Raw genomic sequence first — 24,318 nt, 5'->3', positions numbered from 1 at the left:
GAGGACGGAATGGATATGAATTTTGGGATGCGGGAGGAAAACCGCAAGCTGCTGGACCGGGTCGCGGCAATGGTGCGTGACGAGATAGCGCCGCTGGCCGATGCCTACGCGGCCGAGGTCGCGAAGGGCGACCGCTGGACCTTTACCGACCGCCAGACCGAGATCCTGGAGGGGCTGAAAGCCAAGGCCAAGGCTGAAGGGCTGTGGAACTTCTGGCTGACCGACAGCGCGCGCGGCTTTGGCCTGTCAACGGTGGAATATGCCCATTTCGCCCAGGAGATGGGCAAGACCCCGCTGGGCGCGGAGGTGTTCAACTGCGCCGCTCCCGACACCGGCAACATGGAGGTGCTGGAACGCTACGGCACGGACAAGATGAAGGAGCAATGGCTGAAGCCGCTGCTCGCCGGGGAAATCCGGTCGGCCTATGTGATGACAGAGCCCAATGTCGCCTCCTCCGACGCGACGAATATCTCCATGTCCTGCGTGCGGGACGGCGATACCTATGTGCTGAACGGCGAAAAGTGGTGGATTTCCGGCGCCGGCGATCCGCGCTGCAAGATCTATATCGTCATGGTCAAGACCGGCGATGATGACGCGCCGCGGCACCAGCGGCATTCCCAGATCGTGGTCCCTGCCGGCACGCCGGGGATCGAGATCCTGCGCCCGATGCAGGTCTACGGCCATGACGACGCGCCGCATGGTCACATGCACATGCGGTTCACCGATGTGCGCGTCCCGGCGGAAAACCTGTTGCTGGGCGAGGGGCGCGGTTTCGAAATCAGCCAGGGGCGGCTTGGTCCGGGGCGGATCCACCATTGCATGCGCGCCATCGGCCAGGCCGAAGCGGCGCTGGAACTGCTGTGCCGCCGGTCGCTGGAAAAGGAGGCGTTCGGCAAGAAGCTGGCGCATCTGGGCCAGAACTACGACATCATTGCCGAATGCCGGATGGAGATCGAGCAGGCTCGCCTGTTGTGCCTCAAGGCTGCGTGGATGATGGACCAGGGCGATGCGCGCGCTGCCGCGCCGTGGATCTCGATGATCAAGACAGTGGCACCGCGCATGGCGCTGAAGGTGATCGACGAGGCGTCGCAGATGCATGGCGCCGAGGGGATCTCGCAGGATCAGCCGCTGGCGCATATGTGGACCCATGTGCGCACGCTGCGCCTGGCCGATGGTCCCGATGCGGTGCACCGCCGCCAGATCGCCCGGAACGAGCTGCGCAAGTACACGCAGGAAAAGGTCTGACCCCGGCTCAGGCTGGAATGTGTTGACAGACAGGGCGCCCTGCGGGGCGCCCTTTTTCCTTGGCGGAACGGCACGTCGCGACGGCGCGCGGGCCATCAAACTGGGTTGCCTGCCCTTGCAGCCGCCGGGGGGCGATACTAAGACTCTATGGACGCCTGGTCGTTGGGGACCGGGCGGGCAGCAAAAGGCAGGCGAACAATGCGCGATCCGGTGGAAACCTACATGAATCTCGTCCCCATGGTGGTGGAGCAGACCAGCCGCGGCGAACGGGCCTACGACATCTTCTCGCGCCTGCTGAAGGAGCGGATCATCTTCGTCTCCGGCCCGATCCATGACGGCATGTCCAGCCTGATCGTGGCCCAGCTTCTGCACCTGGAGGCGGAGAACCCGAAGAAAGAGATTTCGATGTATATCAACAGCCCCGGCGGTGTCGTGACCGCGGGCCTGTCGATCTACGACACGATGCAATACATCAAGCCCAAGGTCGCCACGCTGGTGATCGGTCAGGCGATGTCCATGGGCTCCCTCCTGCTGGCGGGCGGGGAACACGGCATGCGGTCCTCCCTGCCGAATTCGGAGGTGATGGTGCACCAGCCCTCCGGCGGGTATCAGGGTCAGGCGACGGACATCCTGATCCACGCCGAGCACACGATCAAGCTGAAGGAGCGGCTGAACCGCATCTACGTGCGCCATACCGGCCAGACCTACGAGGACGTGGTGGACGCGCTGGAGCGGGACCGCTTCATGACCCCCGAGGAAGCCCGTGACTGGGGTCTGATCGACCAGATCGTCGAGAACCGCGCCAAGGATGGCGGCGAGGAATGACCCCTCGGACCGGGCGCATTTCCGCGATTCATGACGCATTTTTGACGTTGTGACTGCGGTGGTGCTGCCCTAGTCTGGCGGGCAAGTCGGGGCTATCGGGCGTCCCGATGCAAGAAAGCGGCCCGTCAAGGGCGAAAGGTTGTGATATGGCGACGAATTCCGGCGGCGACAGCAAGAACACCCTCTATTGCAGCTTCTGCGGCAAAAGCCAGCACGAGGTTCGCAAGCTGATCGCCGGTCCCACCGTGTTCATCTGCGATGAATGCGTCGAATTGTGCATGGACATCATCCGGGAAGAGACGAAGAGCACCGGGTTGAAATCCTCCGAAGGGGTGCCGACCCCGCGGGAAATCTGCGATGTTCTGGATGATTACGTGATCGGTCAGGGCACTGCGAAACGCGTGCTGTCTGTGGCGGTGCACAACCATTACAAGCGCCTCAACCACGCCCAGAAGGGCGGGGATATCGAGCTGGCGAAATCGAATATCCTGCTGATCGGCCCGACCGGCTGCGGCAAGACGCTGCTGGCCCAGACGCTGGCGCGGATTCTGGATGTGCCATTCACCATGGCCGATGCGACCACGCTGACAGAGGCCGGTTACGTCGGGGAGGATGTGGAAAACATCATCCTGAAATTGCTTCAGGCCTCGGAATACAATGTCGAGCGCGCGCAGCGCGGCATCGTCTACATCGACGAGGTCGACAAGATCACCCGCAAGTCCGAGAACCCGTCGATCACCCGCGATGTCTCGGGCGAGGGTGTGCAACAGGCCCTGCTGAAGCTGATGGAGGGCACCGTCGCCTCTGTCCCGCCGCAGGGCGGGCGCAAGCATCCGCAGCAGGAATTCCTGCAAGTGGACACGACCAACATCCTGTTCATCTGCGGCGGCGCCTTTGCCGGGTTGGACAAGATCATCGCCGCGCGCGGCAAGGGCTCTGCCATGGGCTTTGGCGCCGATGTGCGGGACAATGACGACCGTGGCGTGGGCGAATTGTTCACCGAGCTTGAGCCCGAGGATCTGCTGAAATTCGGGCTGATCCCGGAATTCGTCGGTCGTCTGCCCGTTCTGGCCACGCTTGAGGATCTGGACGAAGATGCGCTGGTCACCATTCTGACCCAGCCCAAGAATGCGCTGGTCAAGCAATACCAGCGCCTGTTCGAGCTGGAAGACGTGCAACTGACCTTTACCGACGATGCACTGTCTGCCATCGCGGGTCGCGCGATCGAGCGGAAGACCGGCGCACGGGGCCTGCGCTCCATCCTGGAGGATATCCTGTTGAACACGATGTTCGATCTTCCGGGGATGGACGAGGTGGAGGAAGTCGTGGTCAACGAGGAGGCAGTTACCTCCGACGCGGCACCATTGATGATCTATACCGACGCCAAGAAAGACAGCGCCAGCGCCGGGTGACCCACCTGTCATGGCAAGGTTTCGGGGCCCGTGCGGAAACGCGCGGGCCTTTTTGCATGGCGGGGGTGGCTCCAGCCGCACGGATGGCGCAGGATCGCGACGACAGGGCAGGGAGGACAGACATGTCACATCAGCGCATCCGTTCGGGCGGGGAATTCGAGCCAAAGGCAGGCTATTGCCGCGCCGTCGTCACCGAGGACGGCTGGGTCCATGTCGCAGGGACTGTGGGGGTGGATCATGCCACCGGCCACCTGCCTGACGATGTGACCGAACAATGCGCCAATGCCCTGCGCATCATCGCGGTGGCGTTGGAACAGGCCGGCGCGCGCATGGCCGATGTGGTGCGGGTGCACTACATCCTGCCGGAACGGGCGGATTTCGAACCCTGCTGGCCGCAATTGCGCGCCGCCTTCGGCGATGCGCCGCCGGCCGCCACCATGATCCAGGCCGGCCTGCTGGACGCGGCCATGAAGATCGAGATCGAGGTGACGGCGAAGATCCCCGCGCAGGGTTGAACCGGTGCCCTTGGCACTGGACCTCGGCGTCCCGATACGCCATATCGGGGGAGGATTATCCGGAGGCGTCCATGGGCATTCTGAACACCCTTCTCAAGGCGGTCACCTGGTGGCACGGCGCAACGCTGAACACCCGTCTCTATACGTGGCGGCGCGGCGAGAAGGTCGGCGAGGATGAGAACGGCAACAGCTTCTACCGGTCCCGCGACGGGAAGCGGCGGTGGGTCATCTACAACGGCGAGGCCGAGGCCAGCCGGATCGGCCCCGATTGGCATGGCTGGCTGCACCACACCTACAGCGAATTGCCCAGCGAACGCCCGCTGGTCCACAAGACCTGGGAAAAGCCGCATCTGGCGAACCTGACCGGCACGCCTCTGGCCTATGCCCCGGCCGGATCCATCCGCCGGGAAGAGCCGGCGCCACGGGCCGATTACGAGGCCTGGAGCCCGGAGTAACCGCCGCGCGCCGGACCTTGAGCTTTGGCAGTCGGGGGTGATCCGGCGGGCGGGCGCCTTTGGGGAAATGCCTGCCGGTGTGCTGGCACGCGCCGGGGTGGAACCCGTTCCGAGGGGCTGACATGAACGCGGAAACAGCAAGCAGTCGAAAGGCGCAGGCAGATGTCGCATAGCAGCGCGGAAATCGTCACAGGTGGCGTGGTCCTGGCCATAGCCGCCGGGTTTCTCCTTTATGCCGGGCAGGTCACGGGCCTGTCGGGCGGAGGTAACAGCTATCCGCTGTCTGCCTCCTTCCGCTCAGCCGAAGGGGTCAGCGTCGGCACCGATGTGCGGCTGGCAGGCGTGAAGGTCGGCGCGGTCACCGGCATCGACCTGGACGCCGAAACCTTTCGCGCGCGCACCGCCTTTACCGTGCGGGACGGCGTGGACATCCCAGATGACAGCCAGGTTGTGATCTCTTCCGAAGGGCTGCTGGGCGGCAATTTCGTGGAGATCATGCCCGGCGGATCGCCCTTCAACTACGCCGCCGGTGACGAGGTTCTGGATACCCAGGGCGCGGTCAGCCTGATTTCGCTGATGTTGAAATTCGTCTCTGGCGGCAGCGAATGATCCGCGCCGCGTTCCTGTCCCTGCTGCTGGGCGCCGCCGCAGCCCCCCTGCCGGCGCAGGAGGACGTAAGCCTGGCGCCCGGTGCCACCCTGCGCGCGATGGACAAGATCAATGCCGAGACACAGGATTTCGACCTGATCGCCGGCGGTCTTGCCCGGATGGGCAATCTGGAAATCACCCTGCGCGAATGCCGCTTCCCAGAAGGGAACCCGGCCGGCGATGCCTATGCCTATCTCGATATCGTGGAGACGGGGCGGGGCGAGGGCGACAGCACCATCTTCAGTGGCTGGATGATCGCGTCGTCACCGGCGCTGAACGCGCTGGACCACTTCCGCTATGACGTCTGGGTTCTGCGCTGCAACACGCTGTGAACCGATTGCCGGATCGACGGGTCATTGAAATCCGCCGGACGGCGCAGCGCCTCCGCCAGGCGGGCGTGATATTCGGCGCGCCGGATCTCCACCGCGCCCAGTGAGGCCAGGTGCGAGGTGATGAACTGGGTATCGAACAGGCTGTAGCCGGCCTGCGCCAGCCGATCCACCAGCCAGGCCAGCGCGATCTTCGATGCGTCACGGCGGCGGGAGAACATGCTTTCCCCAAAAAACGCCCCGCCGATGGAAACCCCGTAGGCGCCGCCGATCAGGGCACCCTCCAGGTCCCGCACCTCGACCGAATGGGCATGACCGCTGTCGAACAGGGTCTGGTAGATGGTGGTGATCTCGTCGTTGATCCAGGTCTCTGCCCGGTCCGCGCAGCCGGTGATAACGGCGGCGAAATCACGATCCGTGGTCACGGTGTAATCCGGCCGCCGGATAGCACGTGCCAGCGACCGGGAAATGCGGAACCCCTCCAGTGGAAAGATTCCGCGGCGCCGGGGATCTACCCAGAAGATATTGGGGTCATCGCGGCTTTCGGCCATCGGGAAGATCCCGGTCATATACGCCTGAAGCATCAGCTCCGGCGACAGTCCGGGCTCCCGATCCTTCATCCCGGCGTCCCCCTTGCGGGCCGGAGATCTACCCGTAGGTGGTCTCCAGCCATTTTTCCAACCAGTGAATGTTGTATTGGCCAGCCCTGATATCCGGCTCTTCCAGCAGGGCGGAGAACAGCGGCAAGGTGTTTTCCACACCGTCGATGATCAATTCGCCCAGTGCGCGGTGCAGGCGGGCCAGCGCCTCGTCCCGATCCCGGCCATGCACGATCAGCTTGCCGATCATGCTGTCGTAATAGGGCGGGATCGCATAGCCGTCATACAGCGCGCTGTCCATCCGTACGCCCAGCCCGCCCGGGGCATGAAAGGCGGTGATGCGGCCGGGGCGGGGCGCGAAATCCGGCAGGCGTTCGGCATTGATCCGAACCTCGATCGCGTGGCCGTTGATTGTCAGGTCGTCCTGCGCAAAGGACAGTGGCAGCCCTTCGGCGATGCGGATCTGTTCGCGCACGAGGTCGACGCCGAAGATCGCCTCCGTCACCGGATGTTCGACCTGAAGGCGGGTGTTCATCTCGATGAAGTAGAATTCGCCATTCTCGTACAGGAATTCGATCGTGCCAGCGCCGGAATAGTTGATCCGGGCCACGGCATCGGCGCAGACCTTGCCGATCTGTGCGCGTTCCTCGGCAGTGATGGAGGGGCCGGGGGCCTCTTCCAGCACCTTCTGGTGGCGCCGTTGCAGGGAACAATCGCGTTCGCCCAGATGGACGGCATTGCCCTTGCCGTCGCCAAACACCTGAATTTCGATGTGGCGCGGCGTGGTCAGGTATTTCTCTATATAGACTTCATCGTTGCCGAATGCGGCCTTGGCCTCTGACCGGGCGGTCTGGAAGGCGCTGTCCATGTGGGCGGCGTCCTTGGCCACCTTCATGCCGCGCCCACCGCCGCCAGCGGTGGCCTTCACGATGACCGGATAGCCGATTTCCGCACCGATGCGGCGCGCGGCCTCCAGGTCGGGCACCCCGCCATCAGAACCGGGGACACAGGGCACGCCCAGGTCCTTCATGGTGTCCTTGGCGGTGATCTTGTCGCCCATGACGCGGATGTGTTCCGCCGTCGGGCCGATGAAGGTCAGGCCGTGATCCTCGACGATCTGCACGAAAGCGGCGTTTTCCGACAGGAAGCCGTAGCCGGGATGGATCGCCTGGGCGCCGGTGACTTCGCAGGCCGCGATGATGGAAGGGATGGACAGGTAGCTGTCCACGCCGGCGGGGGGGCCGATACAGACGCTTTCATCCGCCATCCGCACATGCATGGCATCGGCATCGGCGGTGGAATGCACCGCGACGCTGCGAATGCCCATCTCGCGCGCGGCGCGAATGACCCTCAGGGCGATTTCGCCACGGTTGGCGATCAGAATTTTTTCGAACATGCCAGGCCTATTCGATGATCATCAGCGGCGCGCCATATTCGACGGCGGCCTTGTCCTCGATCAGGATCCGCTTGACGGTGCCGGACCGGGGCGCGGGGATGTGGTTCATGGTCTTCATCGCCTCGACGATCAGCAGGGTGTCGCCTTCGGAGACCTGGCTGCCGACGGAGACGAAGCTGGGCGCGCCCGGTTCGGGTTGCAGGTAGACCGTGCCCACCATGGGCGAAGTAACCGCGCCCGGATGATCCGCGGGATCGTCCGAAGGGGCGGCGGCGGCGGCGGTCGGGGCCGCTGTGGGGGCGGCGAGGGCCGCGGGCGCTGCCGCCGGGGCGGGGGCCGCGATCTGAACGGCCGTCTCGCCCTTGCGGGCGACGCGGACATTCAGGCTGTCATCCTTGCCGTAGTCCCGTTTGACTTCCAGTTCCGTCAGATCGTTCTTGCGCAGAAGTTCTGCCAGTGCCTTGATAAAGGCGACGTCGGCGTCGTGCGTCTCGTTCGTCATGCTTGTCCTCTGGCTGCGATGGCGCGTCCGGGGCGCCCTGTCCGCTGTGTCGGGACGCTTATATGCGATGAGAGCAGGGGAGGGAAGGACTGTCCAGACGTCGCGCCCGAGGACGTGAAGCCTCCCCGCCTGCGGCGCAGCGGTCGGGTGCGGATTTCGGGTGCGGTTGGGTGGGGCGCGCGCGAAAATATCGCGGACAGGCCCGCGCTCTCTCAGGACGAACCTACGGAAACGGGCGTTCCACCGTCCACCGCCTTGCTGTGGGCGGGCTCCCGCCGACCCAGGGCGCGCAGCTGATCCGAGGTGTAGCCCGGCGCTTCCAGGTGGCTGTCGCGGCGTGACAATTCGGTCAACGGCAGCATCACCTGGCTTTCGCCAAAACCGAAGAAGCCGCCCACTCCGATCACCGCCATCACGTCGCCGTCAACCAAGACGATACGGTCGATCTCGCCGACCTCGGTGCCGCCGGAGGTGATCACATCCGTGCCGATCAGGTCAGCGGCGATGGTCGGCCGTTCGGACTGTTCCTCCCGGGTCTGCATCAGGTCGGGATGCGCGGGTATCATGCTGAACGGGATCTTGGATCGTGCCGGACTTGATTGTGCCGGCAGGCACAGAAGCGCAGCCGTCACCAGCCCGACCAGGATAGGGGGATTGGATCGGGGCAATGGCTCTCTCCTTCATCGGATCAGGGGTGCGGCGGGCTCGGCTTCGCTGCTCAACCCCGCGCCTGGGGGGGGGTTCCAGCGAATCCCGGGCCATGGCGGGGTTTCCTGCGGCGAACGTCACGTCAGTGCCGATTCCGGCCCGGAAGTGGCAAAAAGGGACCGGTTTTGACACCGATCCCCCGTTTTTCTTGACGTTGATCCGGGTCAGTCCCGATTCTGACGGTTCTCGATCAGCTCCTCCACCACCGAGGGATCGGCCAGGGTAGAGGTGTCACCCAACGCACCGTAGTCGTTCTCGGCGATCTTGCGCAGGATGCGGCGCATGATCTTGCCGGACCGCGTCTTGGGCAGGCCGGGGGCCCACTGGATCAGGTCGGGCTTGGCGATCGGGCCGATTTCCGTACGCACCCAGGTCTCCAGCTCCTTGCGCAGCTCCTCGCTGGGTTCGGCGTCGTTCATCAGGGTGACATAGGCGTAGATCCCCTGGCCCTTGACCTCGTGCGGGTAACCGACGACGGCCGCTTCGGCCACCTTGGCATGGGCGACCAGCGCGCTTTCGACCTCCGCCGTGCCCATGCGGTGGCCGGAGACGTTGATCACGTCATCGACCCGCCCGGTGATCCAGTAATAGCCATCCGCATCGCGGCGACAGCCATCCCCGGCGAAGTAATAGCCCTTGTAGTCGGAGAAATAGGTCTTCTCGAACCGCTCGTGATCGCCCCAGACGGTGCGCATCTGGCCCGGCCAGCTGTCGCGGATGGCCAGCACGCCCTCGGCCTTGGTCTCCGTGATCTCGGCGCCGGTCTGTGCATCCAGCACCACGGGTTGTACCCCGAAGAACGGCAGGGTGGCCGAGCCGGGTTTGGTGGCAATGGCGCCGGGCAGGGGGGTGATCATGTGACCGCCGGTTTCCGTCTGCCACCAGGTATCGACGATGGGCAGGCGGCCCTTGCCGATATTGTCGTTGTACCAGGTCCAGGCCTCGGGGTTGATCGGCTCCCCCACTGTGCCCAGCACTTTCAGCGTGGACAGGTCCGCCCCCTCAACAAAGGAAGTGCCCTGACCCATCAGCGCGCGGATGGCAGTGGGCGCGGTGTAGAACTGGTTCACCTTGTGCTTCTCGATCACCTGCCAGAACCGGCCGGCATCGGGATAGGTGGGCACGCCCTCGAACATCAGGGTCGTGGCGCCGTTCGCCAGCGGTCCGTAGATGATGTAGCTGTGGCCGGTGACCCAGCCGACATCGGCACCGCACCAGAACACGTCGCCGTCGTGGTAGTCGAAGGTCAGCTGCTGGGTGATCGCGGCATAAAGCAGGTAGCCGGCGGAGGAATGCACCACCCCCTTGGGCTTTCCGGTGGAGCCGGAAGTATAGAGGATGAACAGCGGATCTTCGGCGCCCATCGGACGGATCGGGCAATCGGGAGCGACCTCGGCCATCTGGGCCTTCACATCGACATCGCGCCCGTCGATCCAGGTGGTCTGGTCGCCGGTGTGTTTCACCACCAGGCAGCGCACTTTGTCCGAACAATGCAGCAGCGCCGCGTCGGTGTTGGATTTCAGCGCGGTGCGGCGGCCACCGCGTGGCGCTGTGTCGGCGGTGATCACTGCCTTGGCGCCGCAATCGTTGATCCGGTTGGCCAGCGCATCGGGGGAGAACCCGGCGAAGACGATGGAATGGATCGCGCCGATGCGGGCGCAGGCCAGCATGGCATAGGCGGCCTCCGGGATCATCGGCAGGTAGATCACCACCCGGTCGCCGCGCATCACGCCCTGGGCCAGCAGCACGTTGGCAAAGCGGCAGACCTTCTCGTGCAGCTCCGTGTAGGTGATGTGCAGCGCGGGGTCGCCCGGCTCATCCGGTTCCCAGATGATCGCGGTCTGATCGCCGCGAGTCGCCAGGTGGCGGTCGATGCAATTGTGGGCGACGTTCAGCACGCCGTCCTCGAACCACTTGATCGACACCTCACCGGGGGCAAAGCTGGTGTTCTTTACCTTGGTGAACGGTTCGATCCAATCCAGGCGGCTGTTCGCCTCCTCTTTCCAGAACGCGTCGGGATCCGAGACGGAGGCCGCGTAGCGGCGGCGGTATGTCTCGGCGTCCACATGGGCCGCGTCGGTGAAATCCTGTGCGGGCGGATAGGTCTGATCTGTCATGACAATCCCCTCCTTCATTGTCGCGATAATGGGTAGTGCGGTGCGACGCCTCCCGCAAGGGCAGGCGACGGTGCGTCGGGCAGACCTTGGTGGCAGACCCGGCGCGGCGCCGGGCCACGGCCTGCGGCTTCGACCCCGGTTTGCGTCGCGGGCCGGCCCCGATGCGCGGCCCGATCTGCGCCTGCCGGACGGTGGATCACCGGCGCGCAGGGGGCGGGTTGCGCTCAGATGGCCAGGTATTCGGCCCGCAGGTCGGCATTGCCCAGAACCTCCGCCGCCGATCCGTCGAACACGATGGAGCCGGTATCCAGAATGACCGACCGGTCCGCCAGTTCCAGCGCCCGCACCGCGTTCTGTTCGACCAGGATGGTCGTGATGCCCTGTTCCTTGATGATGCGCAGCGTCTTCTCGATCTCGTCGACGATCACCGGGGCCAGCCCTTCGTAAGGTTCGTCCAGCAGCAGCACCTTGATGTCGCGGGCCAGCGCGCGGGCGATGGACAGCATCTGCTGTTCGCCGCCCGACAGGGTGACGCCCTCCTGGCGGCGCCGTTCGCCCAGTCGCGGGAACAGCTCATAGAGCCGCTCCAGCGACCAGCCGATGGGCGGGGCGATCTGGGCCAGTTGCAGATTTTCCTCCACCGTCAGGCCGGGGATGATGCAACGGTCCTCGGGCACCAGCCCGATACCTGCCTGCGCCGCCTCGTGCGAGGCCATCTTGTGCAGCGGCTGGTGATCCAGCCAGATCTCGCCATGAGTCACCTGCGGATCGTTCATCCGCGCGATGGACCGCAGGGTCGATGTCTTGCCGGCACCGTTGCGGCCCAGCAGGGCCAGAATCTCCCCCTCGTGCACGTTGAAGGAGATGTTCTGCACGATGTAGCTTTCGCCGTAGTAGCTTTCCATGTTCCAGACGGACAGGAAGGCAGGCGCGGTTTCGGCGTGGTTCCGGCCCTTGGAGAAGTCGGGTTTGACGTTCATCTGATTGCTCCTTACGCGACCTGCGCCTCGCCCAGATACGCTTCGCGTACCTTGGGGTGGCCCTTGATGTTCTCCGGCACGTCTTCCACCAGCGGGGTGCCCTGGGCCAGAACGGTGATCCGTTCGGCCAGGGAGAACACGACATGCATGTCATGTTCGATGATCACCGTGGTGATGTCACGTTTGTCGCGGATCTCCTTCAGCAGGTCGATCGTGTTGTTGGTATCGGCCCGCGCCATCCCGGCGGTGGGTTCGTCCAGCAGCAGAAGTCGGGGTTCCTGCGCCAGACACATGGCGATTTCCAGCCGGCGTTTGTCCCCGCGGGACATGGAGGCGGCATGCATCTCCCGCTTGTCCAGCAGGCGCATGTCCTCCAGCACGGCCAGCGCCTGATCGCGGATATCGGCCTGTGACCCGATGGAACGGACGGGGTTCAACTCGAACGCGCCGTCGCGCTTGGCGAAACAGGGGATCATCATGTTTTCCATCACCGTCAGGTCACCGAAGATTTCCGGAGTCTGGAACACGCGCGAGATGCCCATCTGGTTGATCTCGTAGGGCTTGCGCCCCAAAACGGACTGGCCGTCGAACATGACCGACCCGGTGTCGGGGATCAGCTTGCCCACCAGGCAGTTCAGCAGGGTGGACTTGCCCGCCCCGTTCGGCCCGATGATGGCGTGAACGGAGTTTTCCTTGATCGACAGGTTCACGTCGGTCAGCGCCTTCAGCCCGCCGAACCGCTTGGCCACGTTCTTGACTTCAAGAATTCCCATCTTCGGTGTCCTTATTCAGCAGGTGACTTGCGGGTGGATTTGTCTGCGTCGCGCCGGGCTTTGCGCCCGCGTCCCGACAACAGCCGCCCGATGCGCTGTCCGCCCTCGACCAGCCCGCCGGGCAGGAAGGTGACGACCAGCATGAACAGCAGGCCCAGCGTCAGATGCCAGCCCGGACCCACGAAGTGCTCGGTAATCCAGACCATCGCGTTTTCCAGTCCTTCGGGAAGAAAGGAGAACCAGCCGTGCAATACGCTTTCGTTGATCTTGGAGAAGATGTTCTCGCAATACTTGATGAAGCCGGCGCCCAGGATCGGCCCGATCAGGGTGCCCGCGCCGCCCAGGATGGTCATCAGAACGACCTCGCCGGAAGCGGTCCATTGCATCCGCTCCGCCCCGGCCAGCGGATCCATGGAGGCCATCAGCCCCCCCGCCAGCCCGGCATACATGCCGGAGATGACAAAGGCCGCCAGGGTATAGGGCCGCGTGTTCAGCCCGGTGTAGTTCATCCGCGTCTGGTTCGACTTGATCGCCCGCAGCATCATCCCGAAGGGGGACCGGAAGATGCGGATCGCCAGGTAGAAGGCCAGCAGCATCACCACCGCGCTGAAGTAGTAGCCGGTGTTGATCTGGAATTCCCAGCCGCCGAAATGCATCGTGTCTGTCCCGCGCATCTCTGCCCCGAAAAAGTTGGTCACGGGGATGGAGCCGTCTTCCGTCGCGGTCTGGCCCAGCACGCGCGGATCGCTCAGCGTGATTTGCAGGCCTGTCTCGCCGTTGGTGATCGGCGTCAGCACCGAATAGGCCAGCCGGAACGACATCTCCGCAAAGGCCAGTGTCAGGATGGAGAAATAGATCCCCGTTCGCCGCAGGGAGATGTAGCCGATGACCAGCGCGAAGAGGCCCGACACCACGATCGCCAGCAGGATGGCCGGGATCACGTTCATCGACAGCAGTTTGAACATCCAGACGGCGGAATAGGATCCCACCCCCAGGAACGCGGCATGGCCGAAGGACAGGTATCCGGTCAGACCGAACAGGATGTTGAAGCCGATGGCGAAGATCCCGAAGATCACGAACCGTTGCATCAGGTCGGGATAGCCCGCGTTGAACTGCGCCATGGCGCTGTCGGAGGGGAACGGGTTCAGGATCACCGGCGCAAAGACCAGCAACCCGGCCACGACGAGGAAGGTAAGGAAATCTCTCTTGTTCAGACCCAGCATGGATTAGTCCTCCATCACGCCCTTGCGACCCAGAAGGCCGCGCGGACGGGCAAGCAGAATGACGATGGCGACGACGTAGATGATGATCTGGTCGATGCCGGGAATCAGGGCCTTGACCTCGTTCATGGAGGCAAAGCTTTCCAGGATGCCCAGCAGGAACCCGGCCGCCACGGCGCCGGGAAGCGACCCCATGCCACCCACGACCACCACGACGAAGCTGAGGACAAGGAAATCCATGCCCATGTGATAATTCGGCGAATTGATCGGCGTGTACATCACCCCCGCCAGCCCGGCGACGGCGGCGGCCAGGCCGAACATGATGGTGAACCGCCGGTCGATGTTGATGCCCAGCAGGCCCACCGTCTCGCGGTCCGCCATGCCGGCGCGCACGACCATGCCGAAGGTGGTGAATTGCAGGAAGGCGAAGACCCCGCCGATGACCACGGCGGCAAAGGCGAAATAGACCAGGCGCCAGTAGGGGTAGATGATCACGTTGGGATCAAAACCCAGCAGCTGGCCGAAATCGAACGACCCGCGGAACGCATCCGGCGCGGGGGTCTGGATCGGATTGGCGCCGTAGTAATGCTTGATCAGCTCTTGCAGCACGATGGCCAGGCCAAAGGTCACCAGGATCTGGTCGGCATGGGGACGGCGATAGAAATGCTTGATCAGCCCGCGTTCCATGATGAAGCCGATGGCGATCATGATCGGGATGGCGAACAGGATGGACAGGGGCACCGACCAGTCGATGATCGCCGCGCCCACCTCGGGACCGAACCATTTCTCCACATAGGGGGTGAGGATCTTCGTCGGATTGCCGAGAAAGTCCTTCTTGCTGGGATCGAGGGTCACAAAGCTGAGCGACAGCAGCTTGTTCACCGTGACAGCGCAGAAGGCACCGATCATGAACAGCGCGCCGTGGGCGAAATTGACCACCCCCAGCGTGCCGAAGATGAGTGTCAGGCCCAGAGCGATCAGCGCATAGGCCGACCCCTTGTCGAGCCCGTTCAGAATTTGAAGGATTATGGCGTCCATGGTCCCCACCTTGGGTTGTCGAAGGGATGCAATCCGCCCGGGGTGTCAGGACATGGCACCGGGGGGCGTGATGGGCTGCGCGATCTCTCGCGCAGCCCTTGCAAGAGAGGCAGAAGGCTCAGGCGCCGGGGTTGCACGACCCCAGCTGCCCGCCCGAGAACATCGGGTGATCAGGGGCATAGGTGACCTGTTCGGCCGGCGTGACCTCGACGATTTCCACCAGATCGAACTCGTTTTCCGGGTTCTCCTTGCCGCGCACGACGACAACGTCCTTGAAGCACTGGTGGTCGTCGGCCCGGTAGAGCGTCGGACCATTGCCCAGCCCGTCGAATTCGAACCCGGCCAGCGCCTCTGCCACGGCGCAGGGATTGAACGAACCCGCACGCTCCACCGCATCGGCATAAAGCAGCGTCTGCGCGTAGCAGGTATGCGCCGCCTGGCTGGGCGGGAAGCCGTATTTCTCCCCGAACGACTGGACGAAGGCATTTGTGCCCCGATAGCGATCGCCCATCTGGTTCTCCAGTTTCCAGTCCCAGTTCTGGGAGCCGGGGATGCCCTTGATGTTGGCGCCCGCGCCACGGGCCATAAGTTCGGAATACAGCGGCACGACGATCTCGAAGTTCTTGCCGTTGACCTCCTTGTCGCGCAGGCCGAACTGCACCGCGTTGGTCAGGGAGTTGACCATGTTCCCGCCGTAGTGGTTCAGGACCAGAACGTCGGCGCCGGAATTCAGGACCGGCGCGATGTAGGAGGAGAAGTCGGTCTGCGCCAGTGGCGTCAGCACGTTCTCCACCGTTTCCCAGCCCATCGCCTCGGAGGCGGCCTGGATGGATTCCTGCTGCGTCCAGCCCCAGGTGTAGTCGGCGGTCAGGTGATAGGCCTTGCGGTCCGCGCCATAAAGACTTTCGAGCACGGGGGCGAGGGCGGCGGCGGACATGTAGGCGTTGAAGAAGTGGCGGAAGCCGTTGGCCTTCTTGTCCTTGCCGGTGGTGTCGTTGGAATGGGTCAGCCCGGACATGAAGATCACGCCCGCCTCCTGGCAGAGCGATTGCACCGCCACGGCCACGCCCGAGGACGACCCGCCGGAGATCATCACCGCGCCGTCCTTCTCGATCATCGACTTGGCAGAGGCACGGGCGGCATCGGATTTCGTCTGCGTGTCGCCGGTGACGAATTCAACTTTCTTGCCCATGATGCCGTTGCCTTGCAGCTTCTGGCTGCTGAAGGTCTGCATCATGCCGCCATCGCCGCCGCCGTTCAGGTGCTCCACCGCCAGTTGGAAGGCGCGCAGCTCATCCGCGCCCTCGTCGGCATAGGGGCCGGTCTGCGGTACGTTGAAGCCCAGGGTCACGGTGTCGCCCTGCGGGGCGTTGGTGAATCCGGTGTGCGAAGCGGCCCAGACATTGCTGGTGAAGATCGTCGGCACGGCGAGGCCGGCACCGCCAATGGCACCGGTCTTCATCAATCCGCGACGGGTAAAATTGTTCTTTGACATAAAGGTTCCTCCCTTGATGGCAGCGTCCCGGACCTCCTCTGCCCAGGTTCGCAATGCACAGCTGTGCAAACGAATTATGGCAAGGGACAAGAAAATTGCGCAACAACTGCTTTCATCTGAACGATTTTTTTGTAAACAAATATACAGAAGATTTCGAAATTCTGTAAAAATGTTATTTTGCAGTGCAGAAACGTCTTGAAACTGCCGGGAAAAACCCAAATGGCGCGATCAACATTGACAGGCTCCCGCATTCGCGAACGGCGGATGGGGCAGGGGGTGCGGCAGGCGGATCTGGCGCGTCGGGTCGGGATTTCCCCTTCCTATCTCAATCTCATCGAACACAACCGGCGCAGAATCGGCGGAAAGCTGCTGTTGCTCATCGCCGCCGCGCTGGAGGTGGAGCCCGCCACCCTGTCCGAAGGCGCCGAAGAGGCGCTGATCGCCACCCTGCGCGACGCTGCCGCCGCCCGCCCCCGCGCCGGGGCCGAGGTGGCGCGGCTGGATGAATTCGCCGGACGGTTTCCGGGCTGGGCCCGGCTGTTGTCCGACGAACATTCCCGCGCCGAGGGGCTGGAACAGGAGGTGGAGGCACTGACCGACCGGCTGGCCCATGATCCGCATCTGGCGGCCTCCCTGCACGAGGTTCTGTCGACTGTTACCGCGATCCATTCCGCCGCCGAGATCCTGGTGGGCGAAGACGCGCTGGAACCCGAATGGCAGCACCGGTTTCACCGCAACATCACCGAGGACAGCCAGCGCCTGGCAGAGGGGGCGCAGCGCCTGGTGGCGGAGTTGGATATGGGCCAGACGCGGGAGACGGCGCAGGACTCCCCGCAGGAGGACGTCGCCCGGTATCTCGACCGCCGGGCCTATCACCTGGCAGCTCTTGAGGTGCCGGGCGCGGGCAAAGCGGCCATCGAGGCCCTGCTGTCCGAGACGGAGGGAGAGCTGGGCACCGCCGCCGCCCGCTTCATCCTGCGCCGCCACCTGCACCTCTACGCCGCCGATGCCGCGCGGTTGCCGCAGGCGGATTTGCTGGCGGCGCTGGATGCGGTGCCGGGGGCGGCGCGGGCCGGGGGCGGGCCGACAGGGCCGGACCCCGTGGCGCTGGCCCATGCGCTGGAGGCCGATATCGCCCGGGTAATGCGCCGCCTTGCCACCCTGCCGGCCGAGGCGCTTGCCGCCCGGGGACTGGGGCAGCTGGGGCTGGTGATCTGCGACGCGTCCGGCACCCTCACCTTTCGCAAGCCGCTGGCGGAATTCCCGCTGCCCCGGTTCGGGGCGGCCTGTCCGCTTTGGCCGCTGTTTCGGGCCCTGTCCCGCCCGATGACACCGCTGCGCGATCATCTGCGATTGGCGGGCCGGACCGAAGGGGTCTTTGCGGTGCATGCCATCGCCACGCCGCAGGGGCCGCCCGTCGCGGACCGCGCGCCCGATTTCGCCGCGCATATGCTGATCCGGGCCGCCAGCGGTCCGGTGGATCTGCCTGGCGCGGCCACCGCGGAGGCCGCGCAGCACGTTGGCGTGACCTGTCGGATCTGCCAGAAATCGACCTGTCCGGCCCGTCGGGAGCCGTCAATCCTGACGGATGGGTTTTGACTTGGCGCGGCGTTTCCGGCTTAAAGGTCGGGCGCCACGGGGGAGACGGCGCAGGGGAGGGGGATCTGCGTGTCCAAAACAGTCCTGTTGATCGAGGACGAACAGAACATTATCGAGGCCATCAGTTTCATCCTGTCGCGGGATGGCTGGCGGGTGGCCACGCATTCCAACGGCGTCGATGCGGTGGCGGCGGTGCAGGCGCGCCAGCCCGACCTGGTGATCCTGGACGTGATGCTGCCGGGGCGCTCGGGCTATGACATCCTGAAGGAACTGCGCGCCAGTGCCATGGCGCGGGATCTGCCGGTGCTGATGCTGACGGCGCGCGGGCAAAGCCGGGACCGCGACCTGGCCGTCGCCGCAGGGGCCAGCCGCTTCATGACCAAGCCGTTCTCCAATGCCGAGGTGCTGGAAGCCGTGAACGACCTGATCGGCGCTCGCGACGGCACCCCCGACGGGAGATGAGCAAGGCCCCCCACCGTCGCCTGTTCCTGGAACGCCGGTCCTACCGCGTGCGGCGTTTCATGGATGCGGCGCGGCTGCTGCCGATCCTCGGGGTTGCGCTGTGGGCGGTTCCGCTAATGTGGCCGCAACAGGGAGAGACGGCGCCGGGCACGGCCTTTGCCATGATCTACATCTTCGGGGTCTGGGCGGTGCTGTCCGGGGTGGCCGCGCTGCTGTCCCGCGTCCTGCCTGAGGAGGGCGAGGACGCTCCGCCGCTGGACCCGCCCCTTCCACCGCCACCGGTGGGGCCGCCTGCGGTGGCACCGTCGACCGCAGCGCCGTCCGCAGGGCCCCAAACTGCGCAATTGCCATCCGCAGAGGCCCCGCCCGCAGGTTCCCCGGCTGTCGTTGACATGCCCCCTGTTTCAGCCTTCGAAAATGCCCCGTCCGCCGTTGCACCTTCCGAGGTCGACCCGCGTGCGGAGCCGTTGCCCGCGCAACCTGTGGTTCCTGTCCCGGCTGGGGCAGGCGGCCCATCCGCGCCATCCGCCGCCGCCGCCCGCGTCGACCCCACATGTGCCGCTCCTGCCGCCCCCGCGCCCACTACTTCCGCTCCTGCCGCTGCGCGGGAATGCGGGTCCGCCGGTCCCAACTCCGCACGGCCGCATCTGTCCGGGAGCCGTGACTGATGGCGTCGCTCAACGTTTTGGTTGCGGTCTGCCTGGTCTATGTGGCGATCCTGTTCCTGGTCGCCTTCTGGGCCGAACGGGCGGCGCGGCGGGGGCAGGGCAGCTGGTTCCGCTCTCCGGCCGTCTACACGCTGTCGCTATCGATCTATTGTACGGCCTGGACGTTTTACGGCGCCGTCGGCTACGCGGCGCGGTCGGGGCTGGAATACCTGACGATCTACATCGGCCCGTCGCTGGTGATGATCGGCTGGTTCTGGGCCCTGCGCAAGATCGTCCGCATCGGCCGGTCCCAGCGGATCACCTCGGTCGCGGACCTGATCTCCTCGCGCTATGGCAAGAGCAACCTGCTCGCCGTTTTTGTCACCCTGATCGCGGTGGTCGGCACCACCCCCTATATCGCGCTTCAATTGCAATCGGTTACGCAAAGCTTTGCCATCTTCGCCGCCGCCGACCCGACCACCCCGGACCTGGAGAAATCGCAATTCTCAGCCTTCTGGGTGGCGACGGGGCTGGCGTTCTTCACCGTCATCTTCGGCACCCGGAACCTGGACGTGAACGAACGGCACAACGGTGTCGTCATGGCCATCGCGCTGGAGGCGGTGGTCAAGCTTTGCGCCCTGCTGGCGGTGGGGGTCTACGTCGTCTGGGGGCTGGGCGGCGGGGTCGCGGGCACTCTGGCGGCGATCGACGCCTCTCCACTGGGCACCTGGTCGATGCAGAATGACCGCTGGGCCGGGCTGATCCTGCTGTCGGCGGCGGCGTTCCTTTGCCTGCCGCGCATGTTCCAGGTTCTGGTGGTGGAAAACCAGGACGAACGCCACCTGCGCACCGCCTCCTGGGCCTTTCCCAGCTACGTCATGCTGATGAGCCTCTTCGTCATCCCCATCGCCGTGGCCGGGCTGTCGCGGTTGCCGACGGGGTCCAACCCGGACATGTTCGTCCTGACCGTCCCCCTGATGGAGGGCGAAACCCGGCTGGCCATGCTGTCGTTTCTGGGAGGCTTTTCCTCGGCCACCTCGATGGTGATCGTGGCGGCGATCGCGCTGTCGACCATGGTGTCGAACCATATCGTCATGCCGCTTTGGCTGCGGCGCAACGGGGTCGGGGCGATGGTGTCGGGCGATGTGCGCAGTGTGGTGCTGCTGGCGCGGCGGGCCTCCATCGTGGGGGTGCTGGGTTTGGGATACCTCTATTACCGGATCACCGGCGGGGGGGAGGCGCTGGCCGCCATCGGGTTGATTTCCTTTTCCGGGGTGGCGCAGTTCCTGCCGGCGCTGCTGGGCGGGATCTTCTGGCGCGGGGCGACGCGCAACGGCGCGCTGGCCGGGCTGGCGACCGGCTTTGCGATCTGGGTCTGGTGCCTGTTCCTGCCGTCCTTCGGCGCCGACGTGATCGTGCCGCGCGACGTGCTGGCGCAGGGGCCGTTCGGACTGGGCTGGCTGCGGCCGCGAGCGCTGTTCGGGATCGCGGGGCTGGATCCTCTGGTGCACGGTGTGCTGTGGTCGCTGATGCTGAATGCGGCGCTGTTCATCACCGTTTCGCTGTTTTCCTTTCCCTCGCCGATGGAGCGGTTGCAGGGCGCGCAATTCGTCAATGTCTATGCCCATTCCGGCACGCCGCGCGGCTGGACCGGGGGCGTCGCGCAAAGCGAGGACCTGATGATCATGGCGCAGCGCATCCTGGGCCCGGTGGAGGCGCAAACCCTGTTCCGGCGCGAGGCCGCGCGCCAGGGCGTGAGCGGCTACCTGCCCGATCCCACCGCCGACTTCCTGCAATCGCTGGAGCGGGAGCTGTCAGGCTCCGTCGGGGCGGCGGCGGCCCATGCCATGGTCGGCCAGATCGTCGGCGGGGCCTCCGTCTCTGTCGAGGATCTGATGGCCGTGGCGGACGAGACGGCGCAGATCATGGAATATTCCAACCAGCTGGAGGCCAAGTCGGACGAGCTTGCCCGCACCGCTCGGCAGCTGCGCAAGGCCAACGAGAAACTGACGGAGCTGTCGGTGCAGAAGGATGCCTTTCTCAGTCAGATCAGCCATGAGCTGCGCACGCCGATGACCTCCATCCGGTCCTTTTCGGAGATCCTGCGCGATGATGACCGCCTCAGCGCGCCGCAAAAGGCCCGATATGCCGCCATCATGCAAGAGGAGGCCGGCCGCCTGACGCGGTTGCTGGATGACCTTCTGGATTTGTCGGTGCTGGAAAATGCCCGCGTCAGCCTTGATATCCGCCGCACCTCCCTGCGGGTGATCCTGGACCGCGCTTTGGCCGCCGCCGGGCAGACGGACGTCCCGCTGCGCGTCATCCGTCAGCCCGAGGGCGAGGAGACGGAAATCGCAACCGATACCGACCGGCTGGCGCAGGTGTTCATCAACCTGATCGCCAATGCGCGCAAATATTGCACCGCGTCCGATCCTGAATTGCGGATCACCGCGCGGCGCGCGGGCGACATGCTGCTGGTCGATTTCATCGACAACGGCGCGGGTATCGCTACCGCGCAGCACAACCTGATCTTCGAGAAATTTTCCCGTATCGGAGAGCCGAAGGTCGGCGGTGCCGGGCTTGGCCTTGCCATCTGCCGGGAGATCATGGCCCGGCTGGGCGGATCCATCACCTACCTGCCGGGGCAGGGGGGGGCGGCGTTCCGGGTCAGCCTGCCGCTGCACCCGTCCCCGACGCTGCCCGGCGCCTAGCGTTGCAGTTTTACCGCCTCCGTCCGGGCGAGACGGATGAAATGGGCGATGTAGGGGGTCGCGGCCTGTCCCGCACGGGTGGCGGCATACATGCGGCGCGACAGGCCGGTGGGGCCCAGCGGGCGCGTGACGAATTCGCGGCTGGCGCGGGCGCCGCGCAGCACCCAGTCGGGCAGCACCGATACCCCGCGCCCGGAGGCAACCAGCATCAGGATCATTTCCGTCAGCTCCACCTGCCGCCAGCCCGCCGGGTCCAGCCCCGCCGGATCCAGTAGCAGCTTGGCCACGTCCAGCCGCCCCCGCTCCACCGGGTAGGTCAGCAGGGTCTGGTCCACCAGATCCTCGGCGGTGATGAAGCCGCGCGCGCCCAGCGGATGATCGGCCGCCGCGACAAAGGTCGGAGAATAGTCGAACAGTGGCGCGAAATCGCAATCCGGCCCGTCTTCCGGGTCGGAACTGATGACCAGGTCGACCTCCTCCCGGTGCAGGGCATCCAGCGCGGCAAAGGACAGGCCGGGCCGGATGTCGACGTCGATGTCGCCCCAGGCGCGGCGGAACAATTCCAGCACCGGGAACAGCCATTCATAGCAGGCATGGCATTCCAGCGCGATATGCAGCCTCCCGGCGCTGCCGTCGCGCAGATGGGCGAATTCGGCGGCCAGCGCCTCCACCTCGGGGAGGATCTTGCGGGCGGCCCGCAGCATCCGCTGGCCGGCGGCGGACAGGCGCATCGGCTTGGACCGGCGGACGAACAATTCCACCCCGGCCTGGTCCTCGATCCCGCGGATTTGATGGGACAGCGCCGATTGTGTTATGTTCAGAACATCCGCCGCACGGGCCAACCCGCCCGCCTCGTGGATGGCCTGAATTGTCCTGAGGTGCCGCAGCTCTATGTGCATCTTGAAGCTCAGCTCATGATCATGGTGAGGATTATGAGGTTGTTTCATGGACGTCGCCCTGCCACAAGGGCCTGAACGCGAGGGAGCTACCGCCATGACCACGCCTGACGTGTCGTTTGAATTCTTTCCGCCCCAGTCGCTGGAGGCGTCGTTCCGCCTGTGGGACACGGTGAATGTCCTTGCCCCGCTGGCGCCGCGCTTTGTCTCCGTGACCTATGGCGCGGGGGGCACGACGCGGGACCTGACCCGCGATGCCGTCGCCACCCTGCACAAGCACATGGGTCTGAACGTCGCCGCCCACCTGACCTGCGTGAATGCCACCAAGGACGAGACGCTGGCCATCGCCGACAGTTTCGCCGAGGCAGGCGTGACCGAGCTGGTGGCCCTGCGCGGCGACCCGCCCAAGGGGCAGGGCGCCTTTTCAGTGCATCCCGGCGGTTTCGCCAATTCGGTTGATCTGGTGCAGGCATTGGCCGAGCGTGGCAAATTCACCATCCGCGTCGGCGCCTATCCCGAGCCGCATCCCGATGCCGCCGACACCGCCGCCGATGTCGCATGGTTGAAGCGCAAATTCCAGGCCGGCGCGGACGAGGCCATCACCCAGTTCTTCTTTGAAACCGATACCTTCCTGCGGTTTCGCGACGCCTGTGACAAGGCCGGGATCGACAAGCCTGTGATCCCCGGCATCTTCCCGATCGAGAACTGGAAGGGCGCGCGCAATTTCGCCCTGCGCTGTGGCACTGATGTGCCCGCCTGGCTGGACGACGCCTTCGAGAAGGCCGCCCGCGACGGGCGTGAGGATCTGCTGGCCACCGCCCTGTGCACCGAGATGTGTTCCAAGCTGATCGCCGAAGGGGTGGAAACGCTGCATTTCTACACGCTCAACCGGCCGGAACTGACCCGCGATGTCTGCCATGCCCTGGGTGTCGCGCCCGATGTCACGCTGGAGAACGTGGCCTGAACGCCGCGTCCCCTCCGCTCTGCGGTTGATCCTTCCGCGTTGCGCAAATAGCCTGCGCAGGAGAGAGCGGAGGACACGGCAATGAGCGACAACCAGCTGCTGACAAAGGTGCCCCTGGGCAGCCCCGATATCAACGGGCTGGACTACATGCGCCAGATGCTGCCCGGGCAGGACGCGGAGTTCGACAAGAAGGGCATCGGCGCGCTTCTGGGCTATCGCCTGACCGAGGCGGAGGATGGTATGGTGGTCTTTTCCGGTGCGCCTACCGCGATGGCCGTGAACCCGATGGGCACAGTGCATGGCGGTTGGTACGGCACGCTGCTGGACAGCTGCATGGCCTGCGCGATCTGCACCCGGCTGCCGCCCGGCCACGCCTACACGACGCTGGAATACAAGATCAACATCCTGCGCTCTGTTCCGATCGGGAGGGAGGTCCGGGCGATCGGAACAGCCCAGCATGTCGGCCGCTCTACCGGTATCGCCATTGGTGAAATTCGCGGGGTGGAGGATGGGAAACTCTATGCCACCGGCTCCACCACCTGCATCGTGCTGAAGATGCCCGGTGCCGCGTAACCGGGCTACGCGGTGAAACCGCGTAATCTGCGCTGCGCGATGAATGCCCATGACCGGGGTTGCGCTGCCTGACCGGCACCCACTACCCGCGCCTGCGCCCGGTTGCGGGGGGACGGGGGGGGCTTGGCCGCTGGAACCCGCAGTGGCGGGGCGCTGTCACCATGCTGTGGCCCAGGCGCATGGCGCTGCCACGTCCGGCGCAACAAACA

At 65.1% G+C, this 24,318-nt stretch carries 23 protein-coding genes; 12 read left to right on the top strand and 11 right to left on the bottom strand.

All coding sequences use genetic code 11. From position 1 onward, the window contains the following. Window positions 1-9 precede the first annotated feature (9 nt). The 7 genes from G5A46_RS00445 (at window position 10) to G5A46_RS00415 (ending at window position 5,432) form a co-directional block, all read left to right on the top strand. Window positions 10-1,245 carry an acyl-CoA dehydrogenase family protein gene (locus G5A46_RS00445; protein ID WP_163846279.1) on the top strand — a complete coding sequence of 412 codons (1,236 nt, stop codon included), beginning with the start codon at window positions 10-12 and terminating at the stop codon, window positions 1,243-1,245. Between the two features lie 198 nt (window positions 1,246-1,443). Further along, complete coding sequence (locus G5A46_RS00440; RefSeq protein WP_163846277.1) at window positions 1,444-2,070, top strand: ATP-dependent Clp protease proteolytic subunit; 627 nt, start codon at window positions 1,444-1,446, stop codon at window positions 2,068-2,070. Window positions 2,071-2,216: 146 nt separating this feature from the next. Beyond that, window positions 2,217-3,482 carry an ATP-dependent Clp protease ATP-binding subunit ClpX gene (gene clpX, locus G5A46_RS00435; protein ID WP_163846275.1) on the top strand — a complete coding sequence of 422 codons (1,266 nt, stop codon included), beginning with the start codon at window positions 2,217-2,219 and terminating at the stop codon, window positions 3,480-3,482. A gap of 122 nt (window positions 3,483-3,604) precedes the next feature. Next, window positions 3,605-3,997 carry a RidA family protein gene (locus tag G5A46_RS00430; protein WP_163846273.1) on the top strand — a complete coding sequence of 131 codons (393 nt, stop codon included), beginning with the start codon at window positions 3,605-3,607 and terminating at the stop codon, window positions 3,995-3,997. Between the two features lie 71 nt (window positions 3,998-4,068). After that, window positions 4,069-4,452, top strand: coding sequence for an NADH:ubiquinone oxidoreductase subunit NDUFA12 (locus G5A46_RS00425; protein ID WP_163846271.1), 384 nt, complete (start codon window positions 4,069-4,071; stop codon window positions 4,450-4,452). Window positions 4,453-4,614: 162 nt separating this feature from the next. After that, entirely contained in the window at window positions 4,615-5,061 is a 447-nt protein-coding gene (mlaD, locus tag G5A46_RS00420) for an outer membrane lipid asymmetry maintenance protein MlaD (RefSeq protein ID WP_163846269.1), read from the top strand. After that, a complete protein-coding gene (locus G5A46_RS00415) occupies window positions 5,058-5,432 on the top strand; it encodes a DUF2155 domain-containing protein (RefSeq protein WP_163846267.1) in 375 nt (124 codons plus the stop codon). Before mlaD ends, G5A46_RS00415 begins: the two co-directional genes overlap by 4 nt. Here G5A46_RS00415 and aat read toward each other — a convergent pair. The 10 genes from aat to G5A46_RS00365 all read right to left on the bottom strand — a co-directional run bounded on the left by aat (window position 5,396) and on the right by G5A46_RS00365 (window position 16,257). Beyond that, window positions 5,396-6,049 (bottom strand): leucyl/phenylalanyl-tRNA--protein transferase, encoded by a 654-nt coding sequence (gene aat, locus G5A46_RS00410; RefSeq protein WP_163846265.1) that lies wholly within the window; start codon window positions 6,047-6,049, stop codon window positions 5,396-5,398. The two genes, G5A46_RS00415 and aat, sit on opposite strands and share 37 nt — an antisense overlap. A 28-nt stretch (window positions 6,050-6,077) precedes the next feature. Beyond that, window positions 6,078-7,424 (bottom strand): acetyl-CoA carboxylase biotin carboxylase subunit, encoded by a 1,347-nt coding sequence (gene accC / locus G5A46_RS00405; RefSeq protein WP_163846264.1) that lies wholly within the window; start codon window positions 7,422-7,424, stop codon window positions 6,078-6,080. A 7-nt stretch (window positions 7,425-7,431) separates the two neighbouring features. Continuing rightward, the gene (gene accB / locus G5A46_RS00400; protein WP_163846262.1) at window positions 7,432-7,926 is read right to left on the bottom strand and encodes an acetyl-CoA carboxylase biotin carboxyl carrier protein; all 495 of its coding nucleotides are present in this window, start codon (window positions 7,924-7,926) and stop codon (window positions 7,432-7,434) included. Window positions 7,927-8,138: 212 nt separating this feature from the next. Further along, a complete protein-coding gene (locus G5A46_RS00395) occupies window positions 8,139-8,594 on the bottom strand; it encodes a PRC-barrel domain-containing protein (RefSeq protein WP_163846260.1) in 456 nt (151 codons plus the stop codon). A gap of 204 nt (window positions 8,595-8,798) precedes the next feature. Further along, window positions 8,799-10,751: an acetate--CoA ligase gene (gene acs, locus G5A46_RS00390; RefSeq protein WP_163846258.1), complete on the bottom strand. Its 1,953-nt coding sequence runs from the start codon at window positions 10,749-10,751 to the stop codon at window positions 8,799-8,801. Window positions 10,752-10,975: 224 nt separating this feature from the next. Then, complete coding sequence (locus G5A46_RS00385; protein ID WP_163846257.1) at window positions 10,976-11,731, bottom strand: ABC transporter ATP-binding protein; 756 nt, start codon at window positions 11,729-11,731, stop codon at window positions 10,976-10,978. A gap of 11 nt (window positions 11,732-11,742) precedes the next feature. Beyond that, complete coding sequence (locus tag G5A46_RS00380; RefSeq protein ID WP_163846255.1) at window positions 11,743-12,504, bottom strand: ABC transporter ATP-binding protein; 762 nt, start codon at window positions 12,502-12,504, stop codon at window positions 11,743-11,745. 11 nt (window positions 12,505-12,515) lie between these two features. Further along, window positions 12,516-13,727, bottom strand: a complete 1,212-nt coding sequence (locus G5A46_RS00375; RefSeq protein WP_163846253.1) for a branched-chain amino acid ABC transporter permease — start codon at window positions 13,725-13,727, stop codon at window positions 12,516-12,518. A gap of 3 nt (window positions 13,728-13,730) precedes the next feature. After that, entirely contained in the window at window positions 13,731-14,762 is a 1,032-nt protein-coding gene (locus G5A46_RS00370) for a branched-chain amino acid ABC transporter permease (RefSeq protein WP_163846251.1), read from the bottom strand. Between the two features lie 118 nt (window positions 14,763-14,880). Beyond that, window positions 14,881-16,257, bottom strand: a complete 1,377-nt coding sequence (locus G5A46_RS00365) for a substrate-binding protein (protein ID WP_163846248.1) — start codon at window positions 16,255-16,257, stop codon at window positions 14,881-14,883. A 219-nt stretch (window positions 16,258-16,476) separates the two neighbouring features. Here G5A46_RS00365 and G5A46_RS00360 point away from each other — a divergent pair, with 219 nt between their 5' ends. The 3 genes from G5A46_RS00360 to G5A46_RS00350 all read left to right on the top strand — a co-directional run bounded on the left by G5A46_RS00360 (window position 16,477) and on the right by G5A46_RS00350 (window position 21,676). Continuing rightward, window positions 16,477-17,856: a helix-turn-helix transcriptional regulator gene (locus G5A46_RS00360; protein ID WP_163846246.1), complete on the top strand. Its 1,380-nt coding sequence runs from the start codon at window positions 16,477-16,479 to the stop codon at window positions 17,854-17,856. A gap of 69 nt (window positions 17,857-17,925) precedes the next feature. Further along, window positions 17,926-18,318 carry a response regulator transcription factor gene (locus tag G5A46_RS00355; RefSeq protein ID WP_163846244.1) on the top strand — a complete coding sequence of 131 codons (393 nt, stop codon included), beginning with the start codon at window positions 17,926-17,928 and terminating at the stop codon, window positions 18,316-18,318. Between the two features lie 667 nt (window positions 18,319-18,985). Continuing rightward, entirely contained in the window at window positions 18,986-21,676 is a 2,691-nt protein-coding gene (locus G5A46_RS00350) for an ATP-binding protein (RefSeq protein ID WP_163846242.1), read from the top strand. On the opposite strand, the gene G5A46_RS00345 is transcribed toward G5A46_RS00350, so the two are convergent. Beyond that, entirely contained in the window at window positions 21,673-22,575 is a 903-nt protein-coding gene (locus G5A46_RS00345; protein ID WP_163849808.1) for a LysR family transcriptional regulator, read from the bottom strand. The two genes, G5A46_RS00350 and G5A46_RS00345, sit on opposite strands and share 4 nt — an antisense overlap. A 94-nt stretch (window positions 22,576-22,669) precedes the next feature. Here G5A46_RS00345 and metF point away from each other — a divergent pair, with 94 nt between their 5' ends. Both metF and G5A46_RS00335 read left to right on the top strand, forming a co-directional pair. Further along, window positions 22,670-23,536 (top strand): methylenetetrahydrofolate reductase [NAD(P)H], encoded by an 867-nt coding sequence (gene metF / locus G5A46_RS00340; protein ID WP_163846240.1) that lies wholly within the window; start codon window positions 22,670-22,672, stop codon window positions 23,534-23,536. Between the two features lie 81 nt (window positions 23,537-23,617). Continuing rightward, window positions 23,618-24,109, top strand: a complete 492-nt coding sequence (locus G5A46_RS00335) for a PaaI family thioesterase (RefSeq protein ID WP_163846238.1) — start codon at window positions 23,618-23,620, stop codon at window positions 24,107-24,109. Window positions 24,110-24,318 lie beyond the last annotated feature (209 nt).

The organism is Pseudooceanicola aestuarii, from assembly GCF_010614805.1.
GTDB classification, from domain to species: Bacteria; Pseudomonadota; Alphaproteobacteria; order Rhodobacterales; family Rhodobacteraceae; genus Pseudooceanicola; species Pseudooceanicola aestuarii.
The sequence above is the reverse complement of the archived record's forward strand: the minus strand, read 5'-3'. Positions and strand labels throughout refer to the sequence as shown.